Annotated in this window: 20 protein-coding genes; 10 read left to right on the top strand and 10 right to left on the bottom strand. The window is 59.2% G+C overall.

Going from position 1 to position 20,245, the window contains the following annotated elements:
* Window positions 1–237: 237 nt before the first annotated feature.
* Window positions 238–1,437, bottom strand: a complete 1,200-nt coding sequence (gene tyrS, locus J2Y39_RS18360) for a tyrosine--tRNA ligase (protein WP_016772931.1) — start codon at window positions 1,435–1,437, stop codon at window positions 238–240.
* Window positions 1,438–1,649: 212 nt separating this feature from the next.
* Here tyrS and J2Y39_RS18355 point away from each other — a divergent pair, with 212 nt between their 5' ends.
* Together J2Y39_RS18355 and J2Y39_RS18350 are read left to right on the top strand one after the other, a co-directional pair.
* The gene (locus J2Y39_RS18355; RefSeq protein WP_041476672.1) at window positions 1,650–3,074 is read left to right on the top strand and encodes a peptidoglycan DD-metalloendopeptidase family protein; all 1,425 of its coding nucleotides are present in this window, start codon (window positions 1,650–1,652) and stop codon (window positions 3,072–3,074) included.
* 3 nt (window positions 3,075–3,077) lie between these two features.
* A complete protein-coding gene (locus tag J2Y39_RS18350) occupies window positions 3,078–4,169 on the top strand; it encodes an anhydro-N-acetylmuramic acid kinase (RefSeq protein WP_310219044.1) in 1,092 nt (363 codons plus the stop codon).
* A 69-nt stretch (window positions 4,170–4,238) separates the two neighbouring features.
* Here J2Y39_RS18350 and erpA read toward each other — a convergent pair whose 3' ends face one another.
* Complete coding sequence (gene erpA, locus J2Y39_RS18345) at window positions 4,239–4,589, bottom strand: iron-sulfur cluster insertion protein ErpA (RefSeq protein ID WP_007918905.1); 351 nt, start codon at window positions 4,587–4,589, stop codon at window positions 4,239–4,241.
* Window positions 4,590–4,756: 167 nt separating this feature from the next.
* Complete coding sequence (gene argC / locus J2Y39_RS18340) at window positions 4,757–5,791, bottom strand: N-acetyl-gamma-glutamyl-phosphate reductase (protein ID WP_056786719.1); 1,035 nt, start codon at window positions 5,789–5,791, stop codon at window positions 4,757–4,759.
* 134 nt (window positions 5,792–5,925) lie between these two features.
* Here argC and hemJ point away from each other — a divergent pair, with 134 nt between their 5' ends.
* The 6 genes from hemJ (at window position 5,926) to coq7 (ending at window position 10,473) form a co-directional block, all read left to right on the top strand.
* Window positions 5,926–6,354: a protoporphyrinogen oxidase HemJ gene (gene hemJ, locus J2Y39_RS18335; RefSeq protein ID WP_056786716.1), complete on the top strand. Its 429-nt coding sequence runs from the start codon at window positions 5,926–5,928 to the stop codon at window positions 6,352–6,354.
* Between the two features lie 33 nt (window positions 6,355–6,387).
* On the top strand, window positions 6,388–7,356 hold the full coding sequence (locus J2Y39_RS18330; protein ID WP_252868377.1) for a nitronate monooxygenase family protein: 969 nt from the start codon (window positions 6,388–6,390) through the stop codon (window positions 7,354–7,356).
* Between the two features lie 80 nt (window positions 7,357–7,436).
* Window positions 7,437–8,384 (top strand): DUF805 domain-containing protein, encoded by a 948-nt coding sequence (locus J2Y39_RS18325; RefSeq protein WP_133336124.1) that lies wholly within the window; start codon window positions 7,437–7,439, stop codon window positions 8,382–8,384.
* A 61-nt stretch (window positions 8,385–8,445) separates the two neighbouring features.
* Complete coding sequence (locus tag J2Y39_RS18320; RefSeq protein WP_041476677.1) at window positions 8,446–9,234, top strand: SDR family oxidoreductase; 789 nt, start codon at window positions 8,446–8,448, stop codon at window positions 9,232–9,234.
* 56 nt (window positions 9,235–9,290) lie between these two features.
* The gene (locus tag J2Y39_RS18315) at window positions 9,291–9,629 is read left to right on the top strand and encodes a histidine triad nucleotide-binding protein (RefSeq protein ID WP_017128660.1); all 339 of its coding nucleotides are present in this window, start codon (window positions 9,291–9,293) and stop codon (window positions 9,627–9,629) included.
* A 196-nt stretch (window positions 9,630–9,825) separates the two neighbouring features.
* Window positions 9,826–10,473: a 2-polyprenyl-3-methyl-6-methoxy-1,4-benzoquinone monooxygenase gene (gene coq7 / locus J2Y39_RS18310; protein ID WP_041476678.1), complete on the top strand. Its 648-nt coding sequence runs from the start codon at window positions 9,826–9,828 to the stop codon at window positions 10,471–10,473.
* 112 nt (window positions 10,474–10,585) lie between these two features.
* Here the strand turns inward: coq7 and speD are convergent, their stop codons facing one another.
* A complete protein-coding gene (gene speD, locus J2Y39_RS18305; protein WP_024014530.1) occupies window positions 10,586–11,380 on the bottom strand; it encodes an adenosylmethionine decarboxylase in 795 nt (264 codons plus the stop codon).
* A gap of 237 nt (window positions 11,381–11,617) precedes the next feature.
* On the bottom strand, window positions 11,618–12,040 hold the full coding sequence (locus J2Y39_RS18300) for an OsmC family protein (RefSeq protein ID WP_016772921.1): 423 nt from the start codon (window positions 12,038–12,040) through the stop codon (window positions 11,618–11,620).
* 235 nt (window positions 12,041–12,275) lie between these two features.
* Between J2Y39_RS18300 and crp the strand changes: the two genes are divergently transcribed.
* Window positions 12,276–12,920, top strand: coding sequence for a cAMP-activated global transcriptional regulator CRP (gene crp / locus J2Y39_RS18295; RefSeq protein WP_041476679.1), 645 nt, complete (start codon window positions 12,276–12,278; stop codon window positions 12,918–12,920).
* Here crp and J2Y39_RS18290 read toward each other — a convergent pair.
* From J2Y39_RS18290 to J2Y39_RS18275, 4 genes are all read right to left on the bottom strand, one after another.
* The gene (locus J2Y39_RS18290; RefSeq protein WP_310219034.1) at window positions 12,917–13,615 is read right to left on the bottom strand and encodes a lipoyl protein ligase domain-containing protein; all 699 of its coding nucleotides are present in this window, start codon (window positions 13,613–13,615) and stop codon (window positions 12,917–12,919) included. The two genes, crp and J2Y39_RS18290, sit on opposite strands and share 4 nt — an antisense overlap.
* Before the next feature lie 127 nt (window positions 13,616–13,742).
* Window positions 13,743–14,579: an indole-3-glycerol phosphate synthase TrpC gene (gene trpC / locus J2Y39_RS18285; protein ID WP_041476681.1), complete on the bottom strand. Its 837-nt coding sequence runs from the start codon at window positions 14,577–14,579 to the stop codon at window positions 13,743–13,745.
* Window positions 14,576–15,625 carry an anthranilate phosphoribosyltransferase gene (gene trpD, locus J2Y39_RS18280; protein ID WP_041476682.1) on the bottom strand — a complete coding sequence of 350 codons (1,050 nt, stop codon included), beginning with the start codon at window positions 15,623–15,625 and terminating at the stop codon, window positions 14,576–14,578. Before trpD ends, trpC begins: the two co-directional genes overlap by 4 nt.
* A 9-nt stretch (window positions 15,626–15,634) precedes the next feature.
* Complete coding sequence (locus J2Y39_RS18275) at window positions 15,635–16,228, bottom strand: aminodeoxychorismate/anthranilate synthase component II (RefSeq protein ID WP_041476683.1); 594 nt, start codon at window positions 16,226–16,228, stop codon at window positions 15,635–15,637.
* A 407-nt stretch (window positions 16,229–16,635) separates the two neighbouring features.
* Between J2Y39_RS18275 and estP the strand changes: the two genes are divergently transcribed.
* Complete coding sequence (estP, locus tag J2Y39_RS18270; RefSeq protein ID WP_016772913.1) at window positions 16,636–18,543, top strand: esterase EstP; 1,908 nt, start codon at window positions 16,636–16,638, stop codon at window positions 18,541–18,543.
* 172 nt (window positions 18,544–18,715) lie between these two features.
* On the opposite strand, the gene trpE is transcribed toward estP, so the two are convergent.
* Window positions 18,716–20,197 carry an anthranilate synthase component I gene (trpE, locus tag J2Y39_RS18265; RefSeq protein WP_310219031.1) on the bottom strand — a complete coding sequence of 494 codons (1,482 nt, stop codon included), beginning with the start codon at window positions 20,195–20,197 and terminating at the stop codon, window positions 18,716–18,718.
* Window positions 20,198–20,245: the final 48 nt, after the last annotated feature.

The following is a 20,245-nucleotide window of genomic DNA, read 5'->3' as shown; positions in this document are numbered from 1 at the left end:
CGTTAATCGCTGCTGTCAACACCTCTTTTTCTCCGCTTTCGACCGAGAAGATCGAACCGTTAAAAGAGCTACACATCACTGCTCTTTCAACTCCTCCCAAGCCTCGATGATCTGAAGCAAGCCGCTGCCGAAAACTACGTAACTCTTTGAATCTCAAGGAGTTTTCTGTTTCGACCGCGCCGGAAGTGGGGCGAATTATAGACTTCTAGAATTCGCCGTCAACCCCCAATTTCAACTTTATTCAGATTTCAGCGTAATACGCGCAAAAGCCTTCTTGCCGGCCTGACAAACGTGAGTCGTGCCCAGTACATATATAAAGGAGCGATCAACCACTTCGCCATCGACCCGGACTCCGCCCGCCGCCAACAGATCACGCGCCGCCGCCGAGTTCTTCACCAGGCCTGCCTTATTAAGGACGGCAGCGATCGGCATATCCTCAACCGAAGACAGCTCGATCTCAGGCAAGTCATCTGGAAGCTCGCCATCCTTCATACGGTTGCCGGCGCCTCGGTGAGCATTCGCCGCAGCCTCTTCACCATGGAAGCGCGCAACGATCTCTTCAGCCAGCTTGATTTTGATGTCGCGAGGATTCGCTCCAGCTTCGACGTCAGCCCGGAAGGCGTTGATCTCATCCATCGAGCGAAAGCTGAGCAACTCGAAGTAACGCCACATCAGCGCATCCGGGATGGAAACCAGCTTGCTGTACATGACGCCTGGTGCTTCCTGGATACCGACATAGTTGCCCAGCGACTTGGACATCTTCTTCACGCCATCCAGACCTTCCAGCAATGGCATCGTCAGAATGCACTGTGCCTCCTGACCATACCCACGCTGCAACTCACGCCCCATCAGCAAATTGAATTTCTGATCGGTACCGCCCAGCTCGACATCCGCGCGCAGCGCGACCGAGTCATAACCCTGAACCAGCGGATAGAGGAACTCGTGAATAGCGATTGGCTGATTAGTGGTGTAGCGCTTGTCGAAGTCATCGCGCTCGAGCATGCGAGCGACGGTGTATTGCGAGGTCAGACGAATGAAATCCGCCGGCCCCATCTTGTCCATCCAAGTGGAGTTGAAGGCAACTTCGGTTTTCGCCGGATCAAGAATTTTGAAAACCTGAGTCTTGTAGGTCTCGGCATTCTCCAGAACCTGCTCACGCGTCAGTGGCGGGCGCGTTGCGCTTTTGCCACTTGGATCGCCGATCATCCCGGTGAAGTCACCTATAAGGAAGATGACCTGGTGCCCCAGCTCCTGGAACTGGCGCAGCTTATTAATAAGCACCGTATGACCCAGATGCAGATCCGGAGCGGTTGGATCGAAACCAGCCTTGATACGCAGCGGTTGGCCGCGCTTGAGCTTCTCGACCAGCTCGGACTCGACCAACAGTTCTTCCGCACCACGTTTAATCAGCGCTAGCTGCTCTTCAACCGACTTCATAACAGACCCGCAAGGCTCAGATTCAAAGGGAACCAACCATACAAGAACGCGCACCAATTACAAGTTTTGCCCGGCGCACGGACACCAATCCACAGACCCGAGGTCTGTAGACTTGCTTCAGCGATGATTTGGTTATATTTTATACAGTTATTTCATCTTCATCATGTCATTCATCTTTTCCAATTCATCTATTTCAAAGTCAAAAATTACCTATGACCACAGAACCGTCTAAAGCGCCCCCGCTTTACCCGAAGACCCACCTGCTCGCCGCAAGTGGAATCGCCGCCCTTCTCAGCCTGGCGCTGCTGGTATTTCCCTCCAGCGATGTTGAAGCCAAAAAGACGACTCTGAGTCTTGAACTGGAAAGTCCTGCTGAACAACTGACACAAGATCAAGACGCTGCTGATGCGGCTCAAGCCACAAACGAGCCCGCAGCTTCGCCGTTCGCCCAAATCGAAAACAGCGACGAAAACGCCGCGCAAACCGCTGAAACCGCGCCAGCACCTGTGGCGCCTGCTGAGAAACCGAAAGAGCCTGGCCACCGTGAAGTCGTGGTTTCCAAAGGCGATACGCTGTCTACCCTGTTTGAAAAAGTCGGACTACCGGCAGCCTCCGTGCACGAAGTACTCGCAAGCGACAAGCAAGCCAAACAGTTCAGCCAGCTCAAGCGCGGCCAGAAACTCGAGTTCGAACTGAGTCCGGAAGGCCAGTTGACCAGCCTGCACAGCAAGGTCAGCGACGTTGAAACCATCACCCTGACCAAGAATGACAAGGGTTATTCGTTCAACCGAGTGACTGCCAAGCCAACTGTTCGCACTGCCTACGTCCACGGTGTCATCAACAGCTCACTGTCGCAGTCCGCAGCCCGCGCCGGCCTTTCTCACAGCATGACCATGGACATGGCCAGTGTCTTTGGCTACGACATCGATTTCGCGCAGGACATTCGTCAAGGCGACGAATTCGATGTGATCTACGAGCAGAAAGTCATCAACGGTAAGGCGGTCGGCACCGGCCCGATCCTGTCGGCGCGTTTCACCAACCGCGGCAAGACTTACACCGCCGTTCGCTACACCAACAAACAAGGCAACAGCAGCTACTACACTGCCGATGGCAACAGCATGCGCAAGGCCTTCATTCGGACCCCTGTTGACTTCGCCCGCATCAGCTCGAAGTTTTCCATGGGCCGCAAGCACCCGATCCTCAACAAGATCCGCGCCCACAAAGGTGTCGACTACGCAGCGCCGCGAGGCACGCCGATCAAGGCTGCCGGTGACGGCAAAGTCCTGCTGGCCGGCCGTCGCGGTGGCTACGGCAACACTGTGATCATTCAGCATGGCAACACTTACCGTACGCTCTACGGCCATATGCAGGGCTTTGCCAAAGGCGTGAAAACCGGTGGCAGCGTCAAGCAAGGTCAAGTCATTGGCTATATCGGCACCACCGGCCTGTCCACCGGCCCGCATTTGCACTATGAGTTCCAGGTCAACGGCGTTCACGTCGATCCGCTGGGCCAGAAGCTGCCAATGGCCGATCCGATCGCCAAGTCCGAACGCGCGCGCTTCCTCGCGCAGAGCCAGCCACTGATGGCGCGCATGGATCAAGAGAAAGCCACCATGCTGGCTTCGAGCAAGCGCTAAGCCATGGCCCTGTATATCGGTGTGATGTCCGGAACCAGTCTCGACGGGCTGGACATCGCCCTGATCGAGCAGACCTCGGCGATCAAACTGATCGCCACCCACTACCTGCCAATGCCTGACTCCCTGCGCGCCGAGCTGCTTGGCTTGTGCGCCAGCGGCCCCGACGAGATCGCCCGCTCGGCGATTGCCCAGCAACACTGGGTCGAACTTGCCGCGTCGGGCATTCACACCCTCCTCGCGCAGCAACAACTCAAGCTCGAAGCAATCCGCGCTATCGGCAGCCACGGTCAGACCATTCGCCATGAGCCGGCGCGCGGGTTTACCGTGCAGATCGGTAATCCAGCCCTGCTGACTGAGTTGACCGGTATTACCGTCGTCAGTGATTTCCGCAGCCGCGATGTCGCAGCGGGTGGCCAAGGTGCGCCTCTGGTACCAGCCTTTCACGAAGCTTTGTTTGAAGAGCGTACTGGTAACCAGGCAGTCTTGAATGTCGGCGGATTCAGCAATCTCAGCCTGATTGAGCCGAACAAACCTGTAGCCGGTTTCGACTGCGGCCCGGGAAATGTTCTGATGGACGCCTGGATTCACCGGCAACGTGGCGAAAACTATGACCGGGACGGCAAATGGGCTGCGACCGGCAAGGTTGAACCAGCCCTGCTCAAGGCGCTGCTCAGCGACCCGTTCTTCGTGACCAAAGGCCCGAAAAGTACGGGCCGGGAAGTCTTCAATCTGCCATGGCTGGAACAGCATCTATCGCGTCTGCCGACTTTCGCTGCCGAAGACGTTCAGGCCACCCTGCTCGAACTTACGGCGCTGACCATCGTCGAGTCGCTACAAAGCGCTCAATCGGGCACTCAGGAACTGCTGGTCTGTGGCGGCGGCGCGCACAACGCCACGCTGATGAAACGTCTGGCGGACCTGCTGCCAAATACCCAAGTCGCCAGCACCGCAACTCACGGGGTTGATCCAGATTGGGTGGAAGCCATGGCCTTCGCCTGGCTCGCCCATTGCTGCCTGGAAGGCATCGCCGCCAATCGGCCAAGCGTCACCGGCGCTCGCGGCCTGCGCGTACTCGGCGCCATCTACCCGGCATAACCTTCAGAAACAAAAACGCCGCAGAACCGAAAGGCTCTGCGGCGTTTTGTTGTGTGCTGTAAAGCGCGATCAGATCGAGAACGACGACCCGCAACCACAAGTCGTTGTCGCGTTCGGGTTCTTGATCACGAAGCGCGAACCTTCCAGACCTTCCTGGTAGTCCACCTCCGCACCGGCCAGGTACTGGAAACTCATCGGATCAACCACCAGACTCACGCCTTCGCGCTCGACAATGGTGTCGTCATCGGCCACGTCTTCATCGAAGGTGAAACCGTATTGAAACCCTGAACAACCGCCGCCCGTAACAAATACGCGCAGCTTCAAGCGATCATTCCCCTCTTCATCGACCAGGCTCTTCACCTTGTGCGCAGCACCTTGAGTGAATTGCAAAGCCGTGGGGGTGAAGGATTCGACGCTCATGCTGACTATCTCCCGGCGTTACGCCGCCATAATGCGTGATGACGCGCATTATCCGCTTGTCCTAGAAAATTGGTCAACTATTAGAGGAGCAGCGCAAGCTTCAAGCGGTGAGCTTCAAGCTTGCCTCTGATCTCTTGTAGCTTGTGGCTTGAAGCTCGTAGCTGCTTTTAAGGCAGCATGCCGGCGTGTGACAGGCCGAAGCGCTCATCCAGCCCGAACAGAATGTTCATGTTCTGCACCGCCTGGCCCGAGGCGCCCTTGACCAGATTGTCGATCACCGACAGCACGACCACCAGATCGCCATCCTGTGGACGATGCACGGCGATGCGGCAGACGTTGGCGCCGCGCACGCTACGGGTTTCCGGGTGGCTGCCGGCTGGCATGACATCGACGAACGGTTCGTTGGCATAGCGCTTTTCGAACAGTGCCTGCAGATCAACCGAGCGATCCGCTACTGTCGCGTAGAGCGTGGAGTGAATACCGCGAATCATCGGCGTCAGGTGCGGGACGAAGGTCAGGCCGACGTCCTTGCCCGCCGCGCGACGCAGGCCCTGGCGAATTTCCGGCAGATGACGATGACCTTTTACCGCATAGGCCTTCATGCTTTCCGACGTCTCGGAGTACAAAGAACCAACAGCCGCACCACGCCCGGCACCACTGACACCGGATTTGCAGTCGGCGATCAAACGCGATGCGTCGGCCAGACCTGCTTCCAGCAACGGCAGGAAACCCAATTGCGTTGCGGTCGGATAGCAACCCGGCACCGCGATCAGGCGCGCTTTCTTGATCTGCTCGCGATTGACTTCCGGCAGACCATAGACCGCTTCGTCCAGCAATTGCGGTGCGCCGTGTGGCTGGCCGTACCACTTGGCCCATTCATCAGCATCTTGCAGACGGAAGTCAGCGGACAGGTCGATGACCTTGGTGCCCGCCGCCAGCAGCTCGCCTGCCAAGGCGTGAGCCACGCCGTGTGGCGTGGCGAAGAAAACCACATCGCAGGCGCCAAGGGTTTTCACGTCCGGCACGCTGAACGCCAGCCCGTCATAGTGACCGCGCAGGTTCGGGTACATGTCAGCCACGGCCAGACCGGCCTCGGATCGGGAAGTGATGACGACCACTTCTGCCTGCGGATGCTGTGCCAACAGACGCAGCAGTTCGACACCGGTGTAACCCGTGCCGCCGACGATACCGACCTTGACCATAAACCTGCCCTCAACGAACCCACTGGAAAGCCGTCGATAATAGGGGCCGCGCGCGCCTGCGACAACCGCCAAGGTGACGCGCGGACGCTCAAGCCTCTACTATCTGGCTACCGTGAATGAGGGAATAACCAAAAATGCTCTATCTATGGCTCAAAGCGTTTCACATTGTCAGCGTCGTCTGCTGGTTTGCCGGGCTGTTTTACTTGCCGCGCCTGTTCGTTTACCACGCGCAAAGCACCGACACGATCAGCCAGGAGCGCTTCAGCGTCATGGAGCGCAAGTTGTATCGCGGCATCATGGGCCCGGCGATGATCGCCACGCTGATCTTCGGTGGCTGGCTGATCTACCTTAATCCATCAATCTTCAGCCAGGGCGGCTGGATTCACGCAAAACTTACTCTGGTCGTATTGCTGATCGGCTACCACCACATGTGCGGCGCGCAGGTAAAACGCTATGCCCGTGGCGAAAACACCCGCAGCCATGTCTTTTATCGCTGGTTCAATGAAGTGCCGGTTCTGATATTGCTGGCTATCGTAATTCTGGTCGTGGTCAAGCCGTTCTAACTTCAACCAATACAGGTCCTTGGGGGGTTCACAATGTCGCTGCCCGCTTTGCTCGAACAACGTCTGCGTCTGCCCGTAGTAGCAGCGCCGATGTTCCTGATCTCCAATCCGGAACTGGTGCTCGCCTGCTGCCGCAACGGCGTGGTCGGCAGCTTTCCGGCTCTGAACCAACGCGAAAGCAGTGGGTTCAAGGCTTGGCTGGAACAGATCGAAGCGGGCCTGGCGACGCTGGATAATCCGGCCCCTTATGCGGTGAACCTGATTGTTCACCACAGCAACCCGCGCCTTCAGCCGGATCTGGACATCTGCGTCGAGCACAAGGTGCCGATCGTTATCACCAGCCTCGGCGCGGTGAAGGAACTGGTCGACGCGGTGCACAGCTATGGCGGTCTGGTGTTTCACGACGTGACCACGCGGCGCCATGCCGAGAAAGCCGCTGAAGCCGGTGTCGACGGGCTCATTGCCGTTGCGGCCGGTGCCGGCGGGCATGCTGGTACCTGGAGCCCGTTTGCGCTGATTGCCGAGATCCGTGAGTTCTTCGACAAGACACTCTTGCTTGCAGGATGTCTGAACCACGGCCATGAGATTCTCGCCGCGCAACTGCTCGGCGCGGATTTGGCCTACTTCGGTACGCGATTTATCGGCACCACAGAAAGTCACGCGCCTGACGCCTACAAAGACATGCTGCTGACAGCCAAGGCTGCCGACATCATTCATACTCCAGCAGTGTCGGGAGTGCCGGCCAGTTTCATGCGCCAGAGCCTGGAGGCGGCCGGTTTCGACATGGCGGCACTGCAAGGCAAGGGCGAGGTGAACTTCGGCGACAAGCTCAAGCCGATCAACGATGAAGCCAAAGCCTGGAAGACCGTGTGGTCGGCGGGCCAGGGTGTTGGCCAGATTGGTGACCTGCCAAGCGTGGATCAGTTGATTGCGCGGCTCGATGCAGAATATCGTCAGGCTCAGGCGCGCGCCGCACAGCTGCCGGAACGCTGGCCGCGCTGAGCAATACCCCCGGCCAGTCGCTGTCAGACTGGCCTTGAACTGACTACTGCAAACCCAATCGCGACAAGGATGCCTCGGCCATGAGCGACACCCGTTACAAGATCGTCTTCGACGGCGCGCTGCAGCCCGGCGTCGACCTCACCACCGCCAAACTGAATCTGGCGGATCTGTTCAAAAGCGATGTGGCCGCCATCGAGCGCCTGTTCAGTGGCCGCACCGTCGCCCTCAAACGTGATCTGTCCCACAGCGATGCCCAGACGTATCTGCAGGCATTGAACAAAACCGGGATCGATGCGCGGATCGAAGCGGAAACCGCCATCGAGCTGAATCTGGCGGATGTCCACGATAACCCTGCAGCGGTGGCGGAACCGGACTCGCCTTACGCCCCACCGCGCGCCAATGTCGGTGAAGCTCTGCCGCCATTCGCCACGCTCAAGCCATTCAGCGTCGAAGGCCGGATCGGTCGCCTGCGCTTTCTCGCCTGGACCATGGTCCTGAGCCTGGTGACCCTGCCCATCGTCGGTGTGTTTGCCTTGATTGCCTTGGGTCTGGTCAGTGGCGATTCAACCACCGGCCTGATCCTCGGCGGCATTCTGGCGGTCTTCCTGTTCCTCGGTTTCATGATCGTCAGCATTCTGTTCAGCGTTCAGCGCCTGCACGATATCGGCTGGTCGGGCTGGCTGTGGTTGTTGAATCTGGTGCCGTTCGTCGGCAGTTTTTTCCCTCTGGTGATGATGGTCGTACCCGGCAATGCCGGCGCCAACCGCTATGGCCCGCCACCACCGCCGAACAGCACGGCGGTCAAAGTGCTGTGCTCGTTATGGATCGTATTCTTCGCACTGATTTTTGCCGGAGGCCTTCTTGGCGGCTTCTCGGCTGTGCAGGAAGAATATGAAAGCAATCTGGAGAGCAGCTATGACAGCGGCTCGGTGACCACCGACGAAGTTGAGGTCGTCGAGCCGCCAGCGATTTCCGCCGACGAGGCAGCCGAACCGGCGCAGGCCCCTGTAGACTCTGCGCAAGAATGAACAGCGCTCCCTGCCGCGACAACCGCGTCGCCGGCGCGGAGCTGTTGCGATGGAGAACTGCATGACCCGTTACGCTCTGATCACCGGTGCTTCCAGCGGCATCGGCCTGGCCATGGCCGAAGCACTGGCCCGGCGCGGCCGCAGCCTGATTCTGGTGGCACGGCAGCGTGATCAGCTGGAAAGTATCGCCATCGAGCTGACCCAGCGCTTCGATGTCGAAGTATTGTTTCGCGCCTGCGACCTCGGCGAACCGTTGCGCCTTTCCGGTTTTTTGCTGGAGCTCGAAGAAGGTGACCGGCAGATCGATCTACTGGTCAACTGCGCCGGCATCGGCACTTGCGGGCCATTCCTCGCGCAGGACTGGATGACCGAGCAGGACCTCATCGAGGTCAACATTCTCGCCCTCACCCGCCTCTGCCATGCGGTGGGTAACAGCATGGCGCTGCTGGGTGGCGGGCAGATTCTCAACGTCGCGTCGGTCGCCGCCTACAGTCCTGGCCCGTGGATGAGCACGTACTACGCCAGCAAAGCGTATGTGCTGCATTTTTCCGAAGCCTTGCGCGTGGAGCTCAAACAAAGCGGCGTGAAAGTTTCGGTGCTGTGCCCCGGCCCGACGCGCACACCGTTCTTCCGTACCGCACAGATGAGTAGCGAAAAGATCGAAAGCAGCCACTCGCTGATGAGTCCGGAAGAAGTGGCACTGCATGCCGTACGCGCACTGGATAAAAACCGCGCCATCATCATTCCGGGACGACGCAATCGCTGGCTGGCGTTCCTGCCGCGGCTGGGTTCGCGCTGGCTCAATCGCACCATCGTCGGCATGATCAACAAAGCTTACTGCCCCCGCTAGGAAGACGACTTCGAAGCGGTACACTCGATTCAGCCCAACTCAACGGAGAAACAGCAGTGGATACTCTGTTCACCAAGATCATCAACCGGGAAATCCCGGCGAAGATCATTTACGAGGACGACCAGGTTCTGGCCTTCCACGACATCGCCCCCCAGGCTCCGGTGCACTTTCTGGTAATCCCGAAAAAACCGGTGCGCACGCTCAACGACCTGACCGAAGACGACAAGGCGCTGGCCGGGCACATCCTGTTCACCGCGCAGCGTCTGGCGCTGGAACTGGGTTGCGAAGAAGGCTTCCGCGTAGTGATGAACTGCAATGAACTTGGTGGGCAGACTGTCTATCACATTCATATGCACGTGCTGGGTCAGCGCCAGATGAACTGGCCGCCGGGCTGACTGGCGACAACCAACTGTGGGAGCGAGCCTGCTCGCGAAGGCGCCGATACATTCAACACTTCAGTATCCGATAATCCGCTTTCTCGAGCAGGCTCGCTCCCACAAAAAAGCCTGACCGCGCAGCAAGTGACCCAGCGCAAACCCTCGCCGGCCGATTCGGTTAAACTGGCCGCCGAGATTCTTCCCGGAGGTCAGCATGACTACCCAACGTCACTACTCGCCCATAGACCGTCTGCTGCTGCAAGCCGATGCCGCGATGCGCACTCTGTTGCCCTTCAGTGGCCAGCCGTACCGCCCGTCGCCGGCGATTCTGCAGCCGGATACGCAGATGAGCGATGAAGACACTCGCCACGTCGCCGGCCTGATGCGCATCAACCATACCGGCGAAGTCTGCGCTCAGGCGCTGTATCAGGGGCAAGCGCTGACCGCCAAGTTGCCGCAGGTACGCGCAGCCATGGAGCACGCGGCTGAAGAAGAGATCGATCATCTGGTCTGGTGTGAGCAGCGCATCCATCAGCTGGGTAGCCACACCAGCGTGCTGAATCCACTGTTTTACGGCATGTCGTTCGGTATCGGCGCGGTGGCCGGACTGATCAGCGACAAGGTCAGCCTTGGTTTCGTTGCGGCGACCGAGCATCAGGTCTGCAAACACTTGAACGAACATCTGGAGCAATTGCCGGCCGAGGACGAGAAGTCCCGGGCGATTCTTGAGCAGATGCGCATCGATGAAGAACACCATGCGGAAAGTGCCCTGGATGCGGGCGGGTTTCGTTTTCCGGCGCCGGTCAAGTTCGGGATGAGCTTGTTGGCCAAGGTGATGACCAAGAGTACTTATCGGATCTGAGATATGTATCGCCCGACATTGCCCTATCGCTGGCAAGCCAGCTCCCACAGGGGTTTTGTCTGAAGCATGAAAAAGGCGACCAGGAGGTCGCCTTTTTTTGTTTCCGGGAATCTTAGGTCGGCATATTGCGCGCGTAGAAGATTTCCAGCATTTCGTGTTTCACACGGTCGGTCACCTGGGCACGTTGCTCGGGCGAGAGGTTGCTGGTGGCGTCGCCGAACAGGTAGTTGTCCAGTTCGAAGTTCTTCAGCAGCATTTTGGTGTGGAACAGGTTTTCCTGGTACACGTTCACGTCGGTCATCTGGTACGCGTCGCGGGTGTCTTCGGAGAGGTAGTTCTGGATCGAGTTGATCTCGTGGTCGATGAAGTGCTTGTTGCCTTCAACGTCACGGGTGAAACCGCGCACACGGTAATCCACGGTCACGATGTCCGAATCGAACTGGTGAATGAGGAAGTTGAGCGCTTTGAGCGGTGAAATGACACCACAGGTCGACACGTCGATATCCACACGGAAGGTCGCAATACCATCGTCCGGATGGATTTCCGGATAGGTGTGCACCGTGATGTGGCTCTTGTCGAGGTGGGCCAGAATGATTTCGGGCAACGGGCCCGGCGATTCTTCGATCTGGCTGTCAGTCGGGGTTACCGGCTCTTCCGAAATCAGAATCGTGACGCTGGCGCCCTGGGGTTCATAGTCCTGACTGGCGATGTTCAGGATGTTGGCACCAATGATCTCGACAACTTCTGTGAGAATCTGCGTCAGGCGTTTCGCGTTGTACTCTTGATTGATGTACTCGACGTAAGCCTGCTGGTCTTGCGGGGTCTCCGCGTAGCAGATGTCATAGATGTTGAAGCTCAAGGTCTTTGTCAGGTTATTGAACCCGTGGAGCTTGAGTTTGCTTTTCACCGTTAAAAACTCTCTATGTATGCGGCGCGGCCGCGTGATCAAGCATGCCCGTCAAGTGCGAACAACGCACCTGCGTAGGACGGTTAACACCTCTTCGCGATGGCGATTTTGGTTATCTGTTCAGGCGGATGACCCGTCGGCTGACCGATCACTGCCCTGAAAAAAGTGGCGCATTATGCAGACGTCAGCGGGGGATCGCCAGAGTCTGCACTGCTTTTATGATAGTTGAATGTCGGTTCAGCCGAGTTCGACGATTTCATAATCGTGGGTGATTGCCACGCCAGCCGCGCCGAGCATGATCGACGCCGAGCAATACTTCTCGGCCGACAGCTCGATGGCGCGCTTGACCTGAGCTTCTTTCAAGCCCCGGCCCTTGACCACGAAGTGCATGTGGATCTTGGTAAAGACCTTGGGATCTTCAGTCGCACGCTCGGCGTCGAGAAAGGCTTCGCAGCTTTCAACGGCCTGGCGCGACTTCTTCAGGATGCTGACCACGTCGAAGTTGCTGCAACCGCCGACACCCAGCAAGAGCATTTCCATCGGGCGAACCCCGAGGTTACGGCCACCGGCGTCCGGCGGGCCGTCCATCACCACGACATGACCACTGCCGGATTCGCCGAGGAACATGGCTTCGCCAGCCCATTGGATGCGTGCCTTCATCGCCCAGACTCCACTGTAAAAAAAGGGTCGCCAGCTTAGCACAGCACTTTGTCCCGACAGGAACGACGTCCTAGGACCGATGCTTTCTGGCTGTAGGTAATTTCTCGAATTTTCGACGAAGTGTCTGGTAAGCTGGCGCCAATTCGCTGGCGCCAATTCGTCAGCTCTGTAGCGACCGCCTTCAGCGCCTCATAACAACTCAAACATCACCGTGCAGTCTTTTCGGGATACAACCATGGTTGCTATTACCCCCACACCCAAAATCAAGAACATCGACAAGCTGTTGATGCATTGCCAGCGCCGGCGTCATGCGGCCAAGAGCAATATCATCTGCGCCGGGGATCGCTCGGACACGCTGTTTTTCATCATCAAAGGCTCGGTCACCATCCTCATCGAAGACGACGATGGTCGCGAGATGATCATCGCTTACCTGAACGCCGGGGATTTCTTCGGCGAACTGGGTCTGTTCGAGCAGGCAGGTCAGGAACAGGAGCGCAGCGCCTGGGTGCGCGCCAAAGTTGAATGCGAAACCGCCGAAATCAGCTACGCCAAGTTCCGCGAACTGTCGCAGCAAGATCCAGACATTCTTTACGCCCTCAGCGGACAAATCGCACAACGCCTGCGTAACACCACGCGCAAAGTCGGCGACCTGGCGTTTTTCGATGTCACTGGCCGAGTCGCCCGCTGCCTGCTGGAGTTGTGCAAACAACCGGACGCCATGACTCACCCGGACGGCATGCAGATCAAGGTCACCCGCCAGGAGATCGGTCGTATCGTCGGCTGTTCTCGAGAGATGGTCGGCCGCGTGCTCAAGGATCTGGAAGAACGCAACCTGGTCGATGTGAAAGGCAAGACCATGGTGGTCTTCGGCACGCGCTAGACGTAAATCTGCGCCAGCATCAAACGAAACAATTCATCGAGACGCGCCAATGCCTGTGGCGCGTTGAATTTCTCATACAGGGCAATGTGGCTTTGCGCCCTCACCCGCTGATCCAGGCCGCAGGCTTCATTGAAGCGATTGACCGCAGCAACCATCGCTTCGCGCTCGTCATCCATCAGCATCGCACCATGCACCAGGCCAACCGGACGCTGGCCTCCCTGACTCTGGCGCCAGCGCTGGGCGGTGCCGACCATCTTGCGACCGTCGAGATTGACGTTGAAACGGCCGTCGCAGAATGCGCCGTCGATTTCCCCGACCGACGAGGTGCCACCCAACTCATCCAGCAACTGACAGATCGGATCGCACAGGCGGCGGTAGCCGGTTTCGATGCGGTTCAGATCGCCTTCGCTGCGAGGCGGGGCATATACCAAGGCAATGTTGATGGTCGCAGCGGATTGCGGGACTGGCTCACCGCCGGTTTCACGCAACAGCACCGGCCAGCCAGCAGCAGCGGAAACTTCGCAGGCGTGCTCGAAATGCGGGAGACGGTTGAGGCGGCGCGGCATGACCAGCGCGCGATCGGTGGGTTGCCAGAACAACAGGCCGAATTCGGCGTCGCCGGCGCAGACCGAGGCCAGCAAGTCCTGTTCGGCTTGCAGGCCGGATTCGATGGTCAGCGGGGTTGGCAGCGACATGGTGAGCTCCGGCAGATTGAATCTATTTAGCGGAATTTAGCGCCCCTTCGCGAGCAGGCTCGCTCCCACAGGGGGAAATGCATTCCAAATGTGGGAGCGAGCCTGCTCGCGAATGAGGTCGACTCGGTCAGTCGAGGGTCGAACCACTGATCGGCACACCACGCTCCGGAAAGAACAGGCGCTGCAATTCAATGCCCGGATTTTCCGCGCGCATGAACGCTTCGCCGACCAGGAACGAGTACACATCGCTGATTTCCATCAGCTCGACGTCGGCCCGATTGAGGATGCCGCTCTCGGTGATCACCAGACGATCGCGCGGGATGCGCGGCAGCAGGTCGAGGGTGGTTTCCAGGCTGACGTCGAATGTGTGCAGGTTGCGGTTGTTGACCCCGACCAGCGGCGTGTCGAGGGTCTTCAGCGCGCGCTCCAGTTCGTCACCGTCGTGCACTTCCACCAAGACGTCGAGACCGACGCCTTTGGCCACGGCGGCCAGCTCGGCCATTTTCACGTCGTCCAGGGCGGAGACGATCAACAACACGCAATCGGCGCCAAGCGCGCGGGCTTCAACGATCTGGTACGGATCGATCATGAAATCCTTGCGGATCACCGGCAATTTGCAGGCGGCGCGCGCCTGTTGCAGGTAGGCATCGGCGCCCTGGAAGTAGTCGATATCGGTCAGCACCGACAGACAGGTGGCCCCACCCTTTTCGTAGCTCTTGGCAATGTCTGCCGGCACGAAGTCTTCGCGGATCACGCCTTTGCTCGGCGAAGCCTTTTTGATTTCGGCAATCACGGCCGGTTGTTTCTTCTTCGCTTGCGCCAGCAAAGCCTGGGCAAAACCACGGGGTGCATCGGCCGCCTTGGCCAGACTTTCCAGCTCGCTCAGGCTGACCCGAGCGCTGCGCTCGGCGACTTCCTCAACCTTGCGCGCCAGAATGTTTTCCAGAACCGTCGGTACACTCATCCTTCATTCTCCACTTTGAATACCGCGGTAAAGGCACCCAGCTCCTCGAGCTTTTCCCGAGCGAGGCCGGTGTGCAGCGCATCGTGCGCCAGCTCCACACCTTGTTTCAGACTGCTTGCGAGGTCGGCGGCATACAGCGCCGCACCGGCATTGAGCACAATCATCTCGGCAGCTTTCTGGCCGTTTTCGGTTTTGCGCTTGCCGAGGGCATCACGGATCAGCGCCAGCGACGCTTCCGGGCCTTCAACCGATAGACCGTGCAGGCTCTGGCTCTTCATGCCGAGGTCTTCCGGTTCGACCCAATACTCAGTGATTTCGTTGTTCTTCAGCTCGGCAACAAAGGTCGGCGCGGCGAGGCTGAACTCATCCAGACCGTCCTTCGAATGCACCACCAGCACGTGTTTGCTGCCCAGCCGCTGCAAGACTTCGGCCAATGGCCGGCACAGCGCCTGGGTGAATACGCCGACTACCTGATGCTTCACACCGGCCGGATTCGTAAGCGGGCCGAGCATGTTGAACAGCGTGCGCAGGCCGAGTTCGCGGCGCGGGCCGGCGGCGTACTTCATCGCTTTGTGGTGAGTCTGGGCGAACATGAAACCGATGCCGACGTTGTCGATGCAGCGCGCGACCTGCACCGGGGTCAGGTTCAGATAAATGCCGGCAGCTTCCAGCAGATCGGCACTGCCGCTCTTGCCGGACACCGCGCGGTTGCCGTGCTTGGCCACGGTGCAACCGGCCGCTGCGACAACAAAGGAAGACGCGGTCGATACGTTGAAGATATTCGCACCGTCACCGCCGGTGCCAACCACATCGACGACGCCGTCGAGGGTTTTCAGCTCGACCTGATCGGCCAGCTCGCGCATCACCGACACGGCGCCGACGATTTCGTCGATGCTCTCGCTTTTCATGCGCATGGCCATCATGAACGCGCCGATCTGCGCTTCGGTGCACTGGCCGGTCATGATCTCGCGCATCACATCGCGCATTTCATCGGTGCTGAGGTCGAGGTGTTCGACGATACGGCTGAGGGCTGTCTTGATATTCATGGGAAGTCCTTAGCGCGTGCCGCCGGTTTGTTTGAGGAAATTGGCAAACAGTTCATGACCCTGCTCGGTGAGGATCGATTCGGGGTGGAACTGTACGCCCTCGATGTTCAGGGTCTTGTGACGCAGGCCCATGATCTCGTCGACCGAGCCGTCATCGTGCTGGGTCCATGCGGTCAGCTCGAGGCAATCGGGCAGGCTGTCATGCTTGACGATCAGCGAGTGATAACGGGTAACGGTGAGCGGATGATTGAGGCCGGCAAACACGCCCTTGTCCTCGTGGAATACCGGGCTAGTCTTACCGTGCATGACTTGGCGGGCGCGGACTACATCACCGCCGAAGGCCTGGCCGATGGACTGGTGGCCGAGGCAGACGCCGAGGATCGGCAGTTTGCCGGCGAAGTGCTTGATCGCGTCGATGGAAACGCCCGCCTCGGTGGGCGTGCACGGCCCCGGGGAAACCACGATGCGCTCGGGATTCAGCGCTTCGATTTCGGCGATGGTCAGTTCGTCGTTGCGCACCACTTTGACCTCGGCACCCAGCTCGCCGAGGTATTGCACAACGTTGTAGGTAAAGGAGTCGTAGTTGTCGATCATCAGCAACATGGCGTTTCGAACCTCTTGAATTCTGACTTGATGACAGCCTTCAGATGACTTGCCCGCAGGGCGCTGCGCGATGTCGGACGCGCAGAGGGCGCCAGCACAGCGGCATTTCAAACAGACAAGGAAGGCAAAGCGATACAGATCCGGCGGAGCCGGCAGAGAAGATTCAGGCGCGCCAACGCCAGCGGGCGTGTGCCTTGATGACTTGATCCAGGAGTTTGCTGGTGATCAACACGGGGAAGGTCTCGTTCATACGTTCCGGCACAGTAACTTAGCTGGGCGGAGCGTGCAATATGGCGGGGCCTGCGGGTTATAAAACGGCAGAAGGATTCGCGACCGATGGCAAAATGCCGAAAGTTTTTGGTACTGTCGTTTCGTTCACCTACAACAATAAATAAACGGACTTGCTCATGATCAGACAGACGTTGTTTGTACCGCTGGCCAGCTGCTTGCTCGCACTCGCCTGCGCCCAGGCCAATGCAGCGCCCAATCCTTATTCCAGTTTCATCGTCTTCGGTGACAGCCTCAACGATGCCGGCACCTTCGCCGACACCGGTGGCCCGGCGGGCTCCACCGAGCGTTACACCAACCGTACCGGGCCGGTGTATCAGGATGGCAGCGGCGAAGTTTTTTCATTGAATTCCACCCAGTTGCTCGGCGGCCGCCTGGGCTTTTCGCCCGACCAGACAGCCTCTTCCAGCTCCGCGGTGCGCGCGGAAAACGGCCAGCCTGACGGCAACAACTGGGCGGTCGGTGGTTATCGCACCGACCAGATTCTCGACTCGATCACCACCCAATCTGCCACCGGCGAACGCACCCGCGCCGGTTACCTGCCGTCGAACGGCTTCCGCGCCGACCCGAATGCGCTGTATTACATTTCCGGTGGCGGCAACGATTTCCTCCAGGGCCGCATTCTCAGCCTGCCCCAGGCCAACGCCGCAGCCGATCGACTGGCCGATAGCGTGCAAACCCTGCAGACCGCCGGCGCCAAATACGTGATGGTCTGGCTGCTGCCCGACGTGGGCCTGACACCTGCTCTGAACGGCACGCCGCTGCAAGCGTTCAGCAGCACCCTCGCCAACCAGTTCAACAGTCAGTTGGTGACGCGCCTGCAAGGCATCAACGCCGAAGTCATTCCGCTGAACATTCCGGTGCTGCTCTCGGAAGTCTTCGCCGACCCGGGGCGCTTTGGTCTGGCTACCGACCAGAACCTCACCGCGACCTGCTTCAGTGGCAATAGCTGCACGGAAAACGCCCGTTACGGGATCAACAGCGCCACGCCGGATCCGACCAAACTGATCTACAACGATGGCGTACACCCGACCGAATCCGGGCAAAAACTGATCGCCGATTACGCCTATTCGCTGTTGGCTGCGCCATGGGAATTGAGCCTGCTACCGGAAATGGCCCACGGCACCGTGCGCGCGCATCAGGATGAATTGCGCAATCAATGGCAGGCGGACTGGGAGAACTGGCAAGCGGTCGGCCAATGGCGTGCGATTGTCTCGGCCGGCGGACAGCATCTGGATGTCGACAGCCAAAGCAGCGGCGCCAGCGCCGATGGCAGCGGTTACAACCTCAACGTCGGCGGCAGCTATCGCCTCAATGAGGCCTGGCGCGTGGGCGTGGCGGCCGGTTTGTACCGGCAGAATCTTGAGGCCGGGCACAACGATTCCGACTACAAACTCAACAGCTACATGGCCACCGCGTTCGCCCAGTTCCAGCAGAACCGCTGGTGGGCCGACGCGGCGCTGACCGGCGGCAAACTCGACTACGACAACCTCAAGCGCAAGTTCGACCTCGGCGCCAGCGAGGGCGCGGAGAAAGGCGATACCGACGGCAGCCTGTGGGCGTTCAGCACGCGCCTGGGCTATGACATTGCGCAACCGGGCAGCCAATGGCATCTGTCGCCGTTTGTCAGCGCCGATTACGCCAGTGTCGATGTCGACGGTTACTCGGAAAAGAGCAACCGCGCCACCGCGCTGACCTTCGATGACCAGAGCCGCGATTCGAAACGCCTGGGCCTGGGGATTCAAGGCAAGTACAACTTCACCGCGCAAACCCAGGTGTATGGCGAATACGCCCACGAGCGTGAGTACGAAGATGACGTGCAGAAGGTCAACATCGCCCTCAACACCCTGCCGGCCAATGACTTCACCCTTGAAGGCTACACACCGGCAAGTCACCTGAACCGCTTGAGCCTGGGCGTCAGTCACAAGCTGACGGCTGATCTGGCGCTGCGTGGGGGTTATACGTTCCGCAAGGATGATGACTTCAAGCAGCAGGGCCTGAATGTCGGGGTTGTGCTGGATTTCTGAGTCGTAGATGCAAAAAAGCGGCGCCTGTCAGGGCGCCGCTTTTTTTATGCCTCAACACAAAACCCAATGTGGGAGCGAGCCTGCTCGCGAAAGCGCTGGGTCAGTCAGCATCAACGGTGACTGACTCACCTCTTCGCGAGCAGGCTCGCTCCCACATGGAAAATTGCGTGGATCAGGCGTCCGGGGTTTGCTCGGCCAGGGCCACGGCGCGGAACATCGCGCGGCGTTTGTTCAGGGTTTCTTCCCATTCCAGCGCCGGCACCGAGTCGGCGACGATGCCGCCGCCGGCCTGCACGTGCAATTCACCGTTCTTGATCACCGCCGTACGAATGGCAATGGCGGTGTCCATGTTGCCGTTCCAGGCGAAGTAACCGACCGCACCGCCGTACACGCCACGCTTGACCGGCTCGAGTTCGTCGATGATTTCCATCGCGCGAATCTTCGGTGCGCCGGACAAAGTACCCGCCGGCAGAATTGCTCGCAGTGCGTCCATCGCGGTCAGGCCCGACTTCAACTGGCCGGTGACGTTGGAGACGATGTGCATCACGTTGGAATAACGTTCGATGACCATTTTCTCGGTGAGCTTCACCGAGCCGATTTCCGAGACTCGCCCGGTATCGTTGCGGCCCAGATCGATCAGCATCAAGTGCTCGGCGATCTCCTTGTCATCCGAGAGCAGGTCCTGCTCCAGCGCCACGTCGGCTTCTTCGGTGGCGCCGCGTGGGCGCGTGCCGGCGATCGGGCGCACGGTGATCAGGTTGTCTTCGACGCGCACCAGCACTTCCGGCGAACTGCCGACGACGTGGAAATCGCCGAAGTTGAAGAAGTACATGTACGGCGTCGGGTTGAAGCAACGCAGCGCGCGATACAGATCGATCGGCGCAGCCTTGAAGTCGATCGACATGCGCTGCGACGGCACCACCTGCATGCAGTCGCCGGCAAGGATGTATTCCTTGATGGTGTCGACGGCTTTTTCGTAATCGTCCTGAGTGAAACTGGAACGGTACACCGGATCGGCCGATTGCTGTTTGCTGAAATCCAGGCCACGACGCGGGGTGATCGGCTGACGCAGTTGCTCGAGCAGTTCCTGCAACCGCGCCTGGCCTTGCTCGAAGGCATCGGCCTGGGCCGGGTCGGCGAGGACGATCGCATGCATCTTGCCAGCCAGATTGTCGAACACCACGACGGCGTCGGAAACCATCAGCAGAATGTCCGGCACGCCCAGCGGATCGGGGTTCGGGCACTTGCCCAGACGCTTCTCGACATAGCGCACACAGTCGTAACCGAAGTAACCAACCAGTCCACCGTTGAAGCGCGGCAGGCCGGCGATGGTCGGCACGTTGTAGCGCGCCTTGAAGGTTTCGACGAACGCCAGCGGGTCTTCAACCTCGTGGCTTTCGGTCTCGACGCCATCAACGGTGATGCTGACGTGATGATCGTGCACCCGCAGCACGGTGCGGCACGGCAGGCCGATGATCGAGTAACGGCCCCATTTCTCGCCGCCCTGCACCGACTCGAGCAGGTAGGAGTTGGGCTGGTCGGCCAGTTTCAGGTAGATCGACAGCGGCGTGTCGAAGTCGGCCAGGGTTTCGCAGGCCAGCGGGATGCGGTTATAGCCGTCAGCGGCCAGACGCAGGAATTCTTCGCGATTCATAAGGTGCCTCGTGGGGTGAGGTGCAATCAGTCAAGTATGCAAACGCGC

The sequence above is a fragment of the Pseudomonas sp. 2957 genome (assembly GCF_031456345.1).
Lineage (GTDB): Bacteria > Pseudomonadota > Gammaproteobacteria > Pseudomonadales > Pseudomonadaceae > Aquipseudomonas > Aquipseudomonas siliginis.
The sequence above is the reverse complement of the archived record's forward strand: the minus strand, read 5'-3'. Positions and strand labels throughout refer to the sequence as shown.

Excerpts from the sequence above, each read along its gene's own strand:
- tyrS (WP_016772931.1), bottom strand. The coding sequence starts at position 1,437 with ATGAAGTCGGTTGAAGAGCAGCTAGCGCTGATTAAACGTGGTGCGGAA.
- J2Y39_RS18355 (WP_041476672.1), top strand. The coding sequence starts at position 1,650 with ATGACCACAGAACCGTCTAAAGCGCCCCCGCTTTACCCGAAGACCCAC.
- J2Y39_RS18350 (WP_310219044.1), top strand. The coding sequence starts at position 3,078 with ATGGCCCTGTATATCGGTGTGATGTCCGGAACCAGTCTCGACGGGCTG.
- erpA (WP_007918905.1), bottom strand. The coding sequence starts at position 4,589 with ATGAGCGTCGAATCCTTCACCCCCACGGCTTTGCAATTCACTCAAGGT.
- argC (WP_056786719.1), bottom strand. The coding sequence starts at position 5,791 with ATGGTCAAGGTCGGTATCGTCGGCGGCACGGGTTACACCGGTGTCGAA.
- hemJ (WP_056786716.1), top strand. The coding sequence starts at position 5,926 with ATGCTCTATCTATGGCTCAAAGCGTTTCACATTGTCAGCGTCGTCTGC.
- J2Y39_RS18330 (WP_252868377.1), top strand. The coding sequence starts at position 6,388 with ATGTCGCTGCCCGCTTTGCTCGAACAACGTCTGCGTCTGCCCGTAGTA.
- J2Y39_RS18325 (WP_133336124.1), top strand. The coding sequence starts at position 7,437 with ATGAGCGACACCCGTTACAAGATCGTCTTCGACGGCGCGCTGCAGCCC.
- J2Y39_RS18320 (WP_041476677.1), top strand. The coding sequence starts at position 8,446 with ATGACCCGTTACGCTCTGATCACCGGTGCTTCCAGCGGCATCGGCCTG.
- coq7 (WP_041476678.1), top strand. The coding sequence starts at position 9,826 with ATGACTACCCAACGTCACTACTCGCCCATAGACCGTCTGCTGCTGCAA.
- J2Y39_RS18300 (WP_016772921.1), bottom strand. The coding sequence starts at position 12,040 with ATGAAGGCACGCATCCAATGGGCTGGCGAAGCCATGTTCCTCGGCGAA.
- crp (WP_041476679.1), top strand. The coding sequence starts at position 12,276 with ATGGTTGCTATTACCCCCACACCCAAAATCAAGAACATCGACAAGCTG.
- J2Y39_RS18290 (WP_310219034.1), bottom strand. The coding sequence starts at position 13,615 with ATGTCGCTGCCAACCCCGCTGACCATCGAATCCGGCCTGCAAGCCGAA.
- trpC (WP_041476681.1), bottom strand. The coding sequence starts at position 14,579 with ATGAGTGTACCGACGGTTCTGGAAAACATTCTGGCGCGCAAGGTTGAG.
- trpD (WP_041476682.1), bottom strand. The coding sequence starts at position 15,625 with ATGAATATCAAGACAGCCCTCAGCCGTATCGTCGAACACCTCGACCTC.
- J2Y39_RS18275 (WP_041476683.1), bottom strand. The coding sequence starts at position 16,228 with ATGTTGCTGATGATCGACAACTACGACTCCTTTACCTACAACGTTGTG.
- estP (WP_016772913.1), top strand. The coding sequence starts at position 16,636 with ATGATCAGACAGACGTTGTTTGTACCGCTGGCCAGCTGCTTGCTCGCA.
- trpE (WP_310219031.1), bottom strand. The coding sequence starts at position 20,197 with ATGAATCGCGAAGAATTCCTGCGTCTGGCCGCTGACGGCTATAACCGC.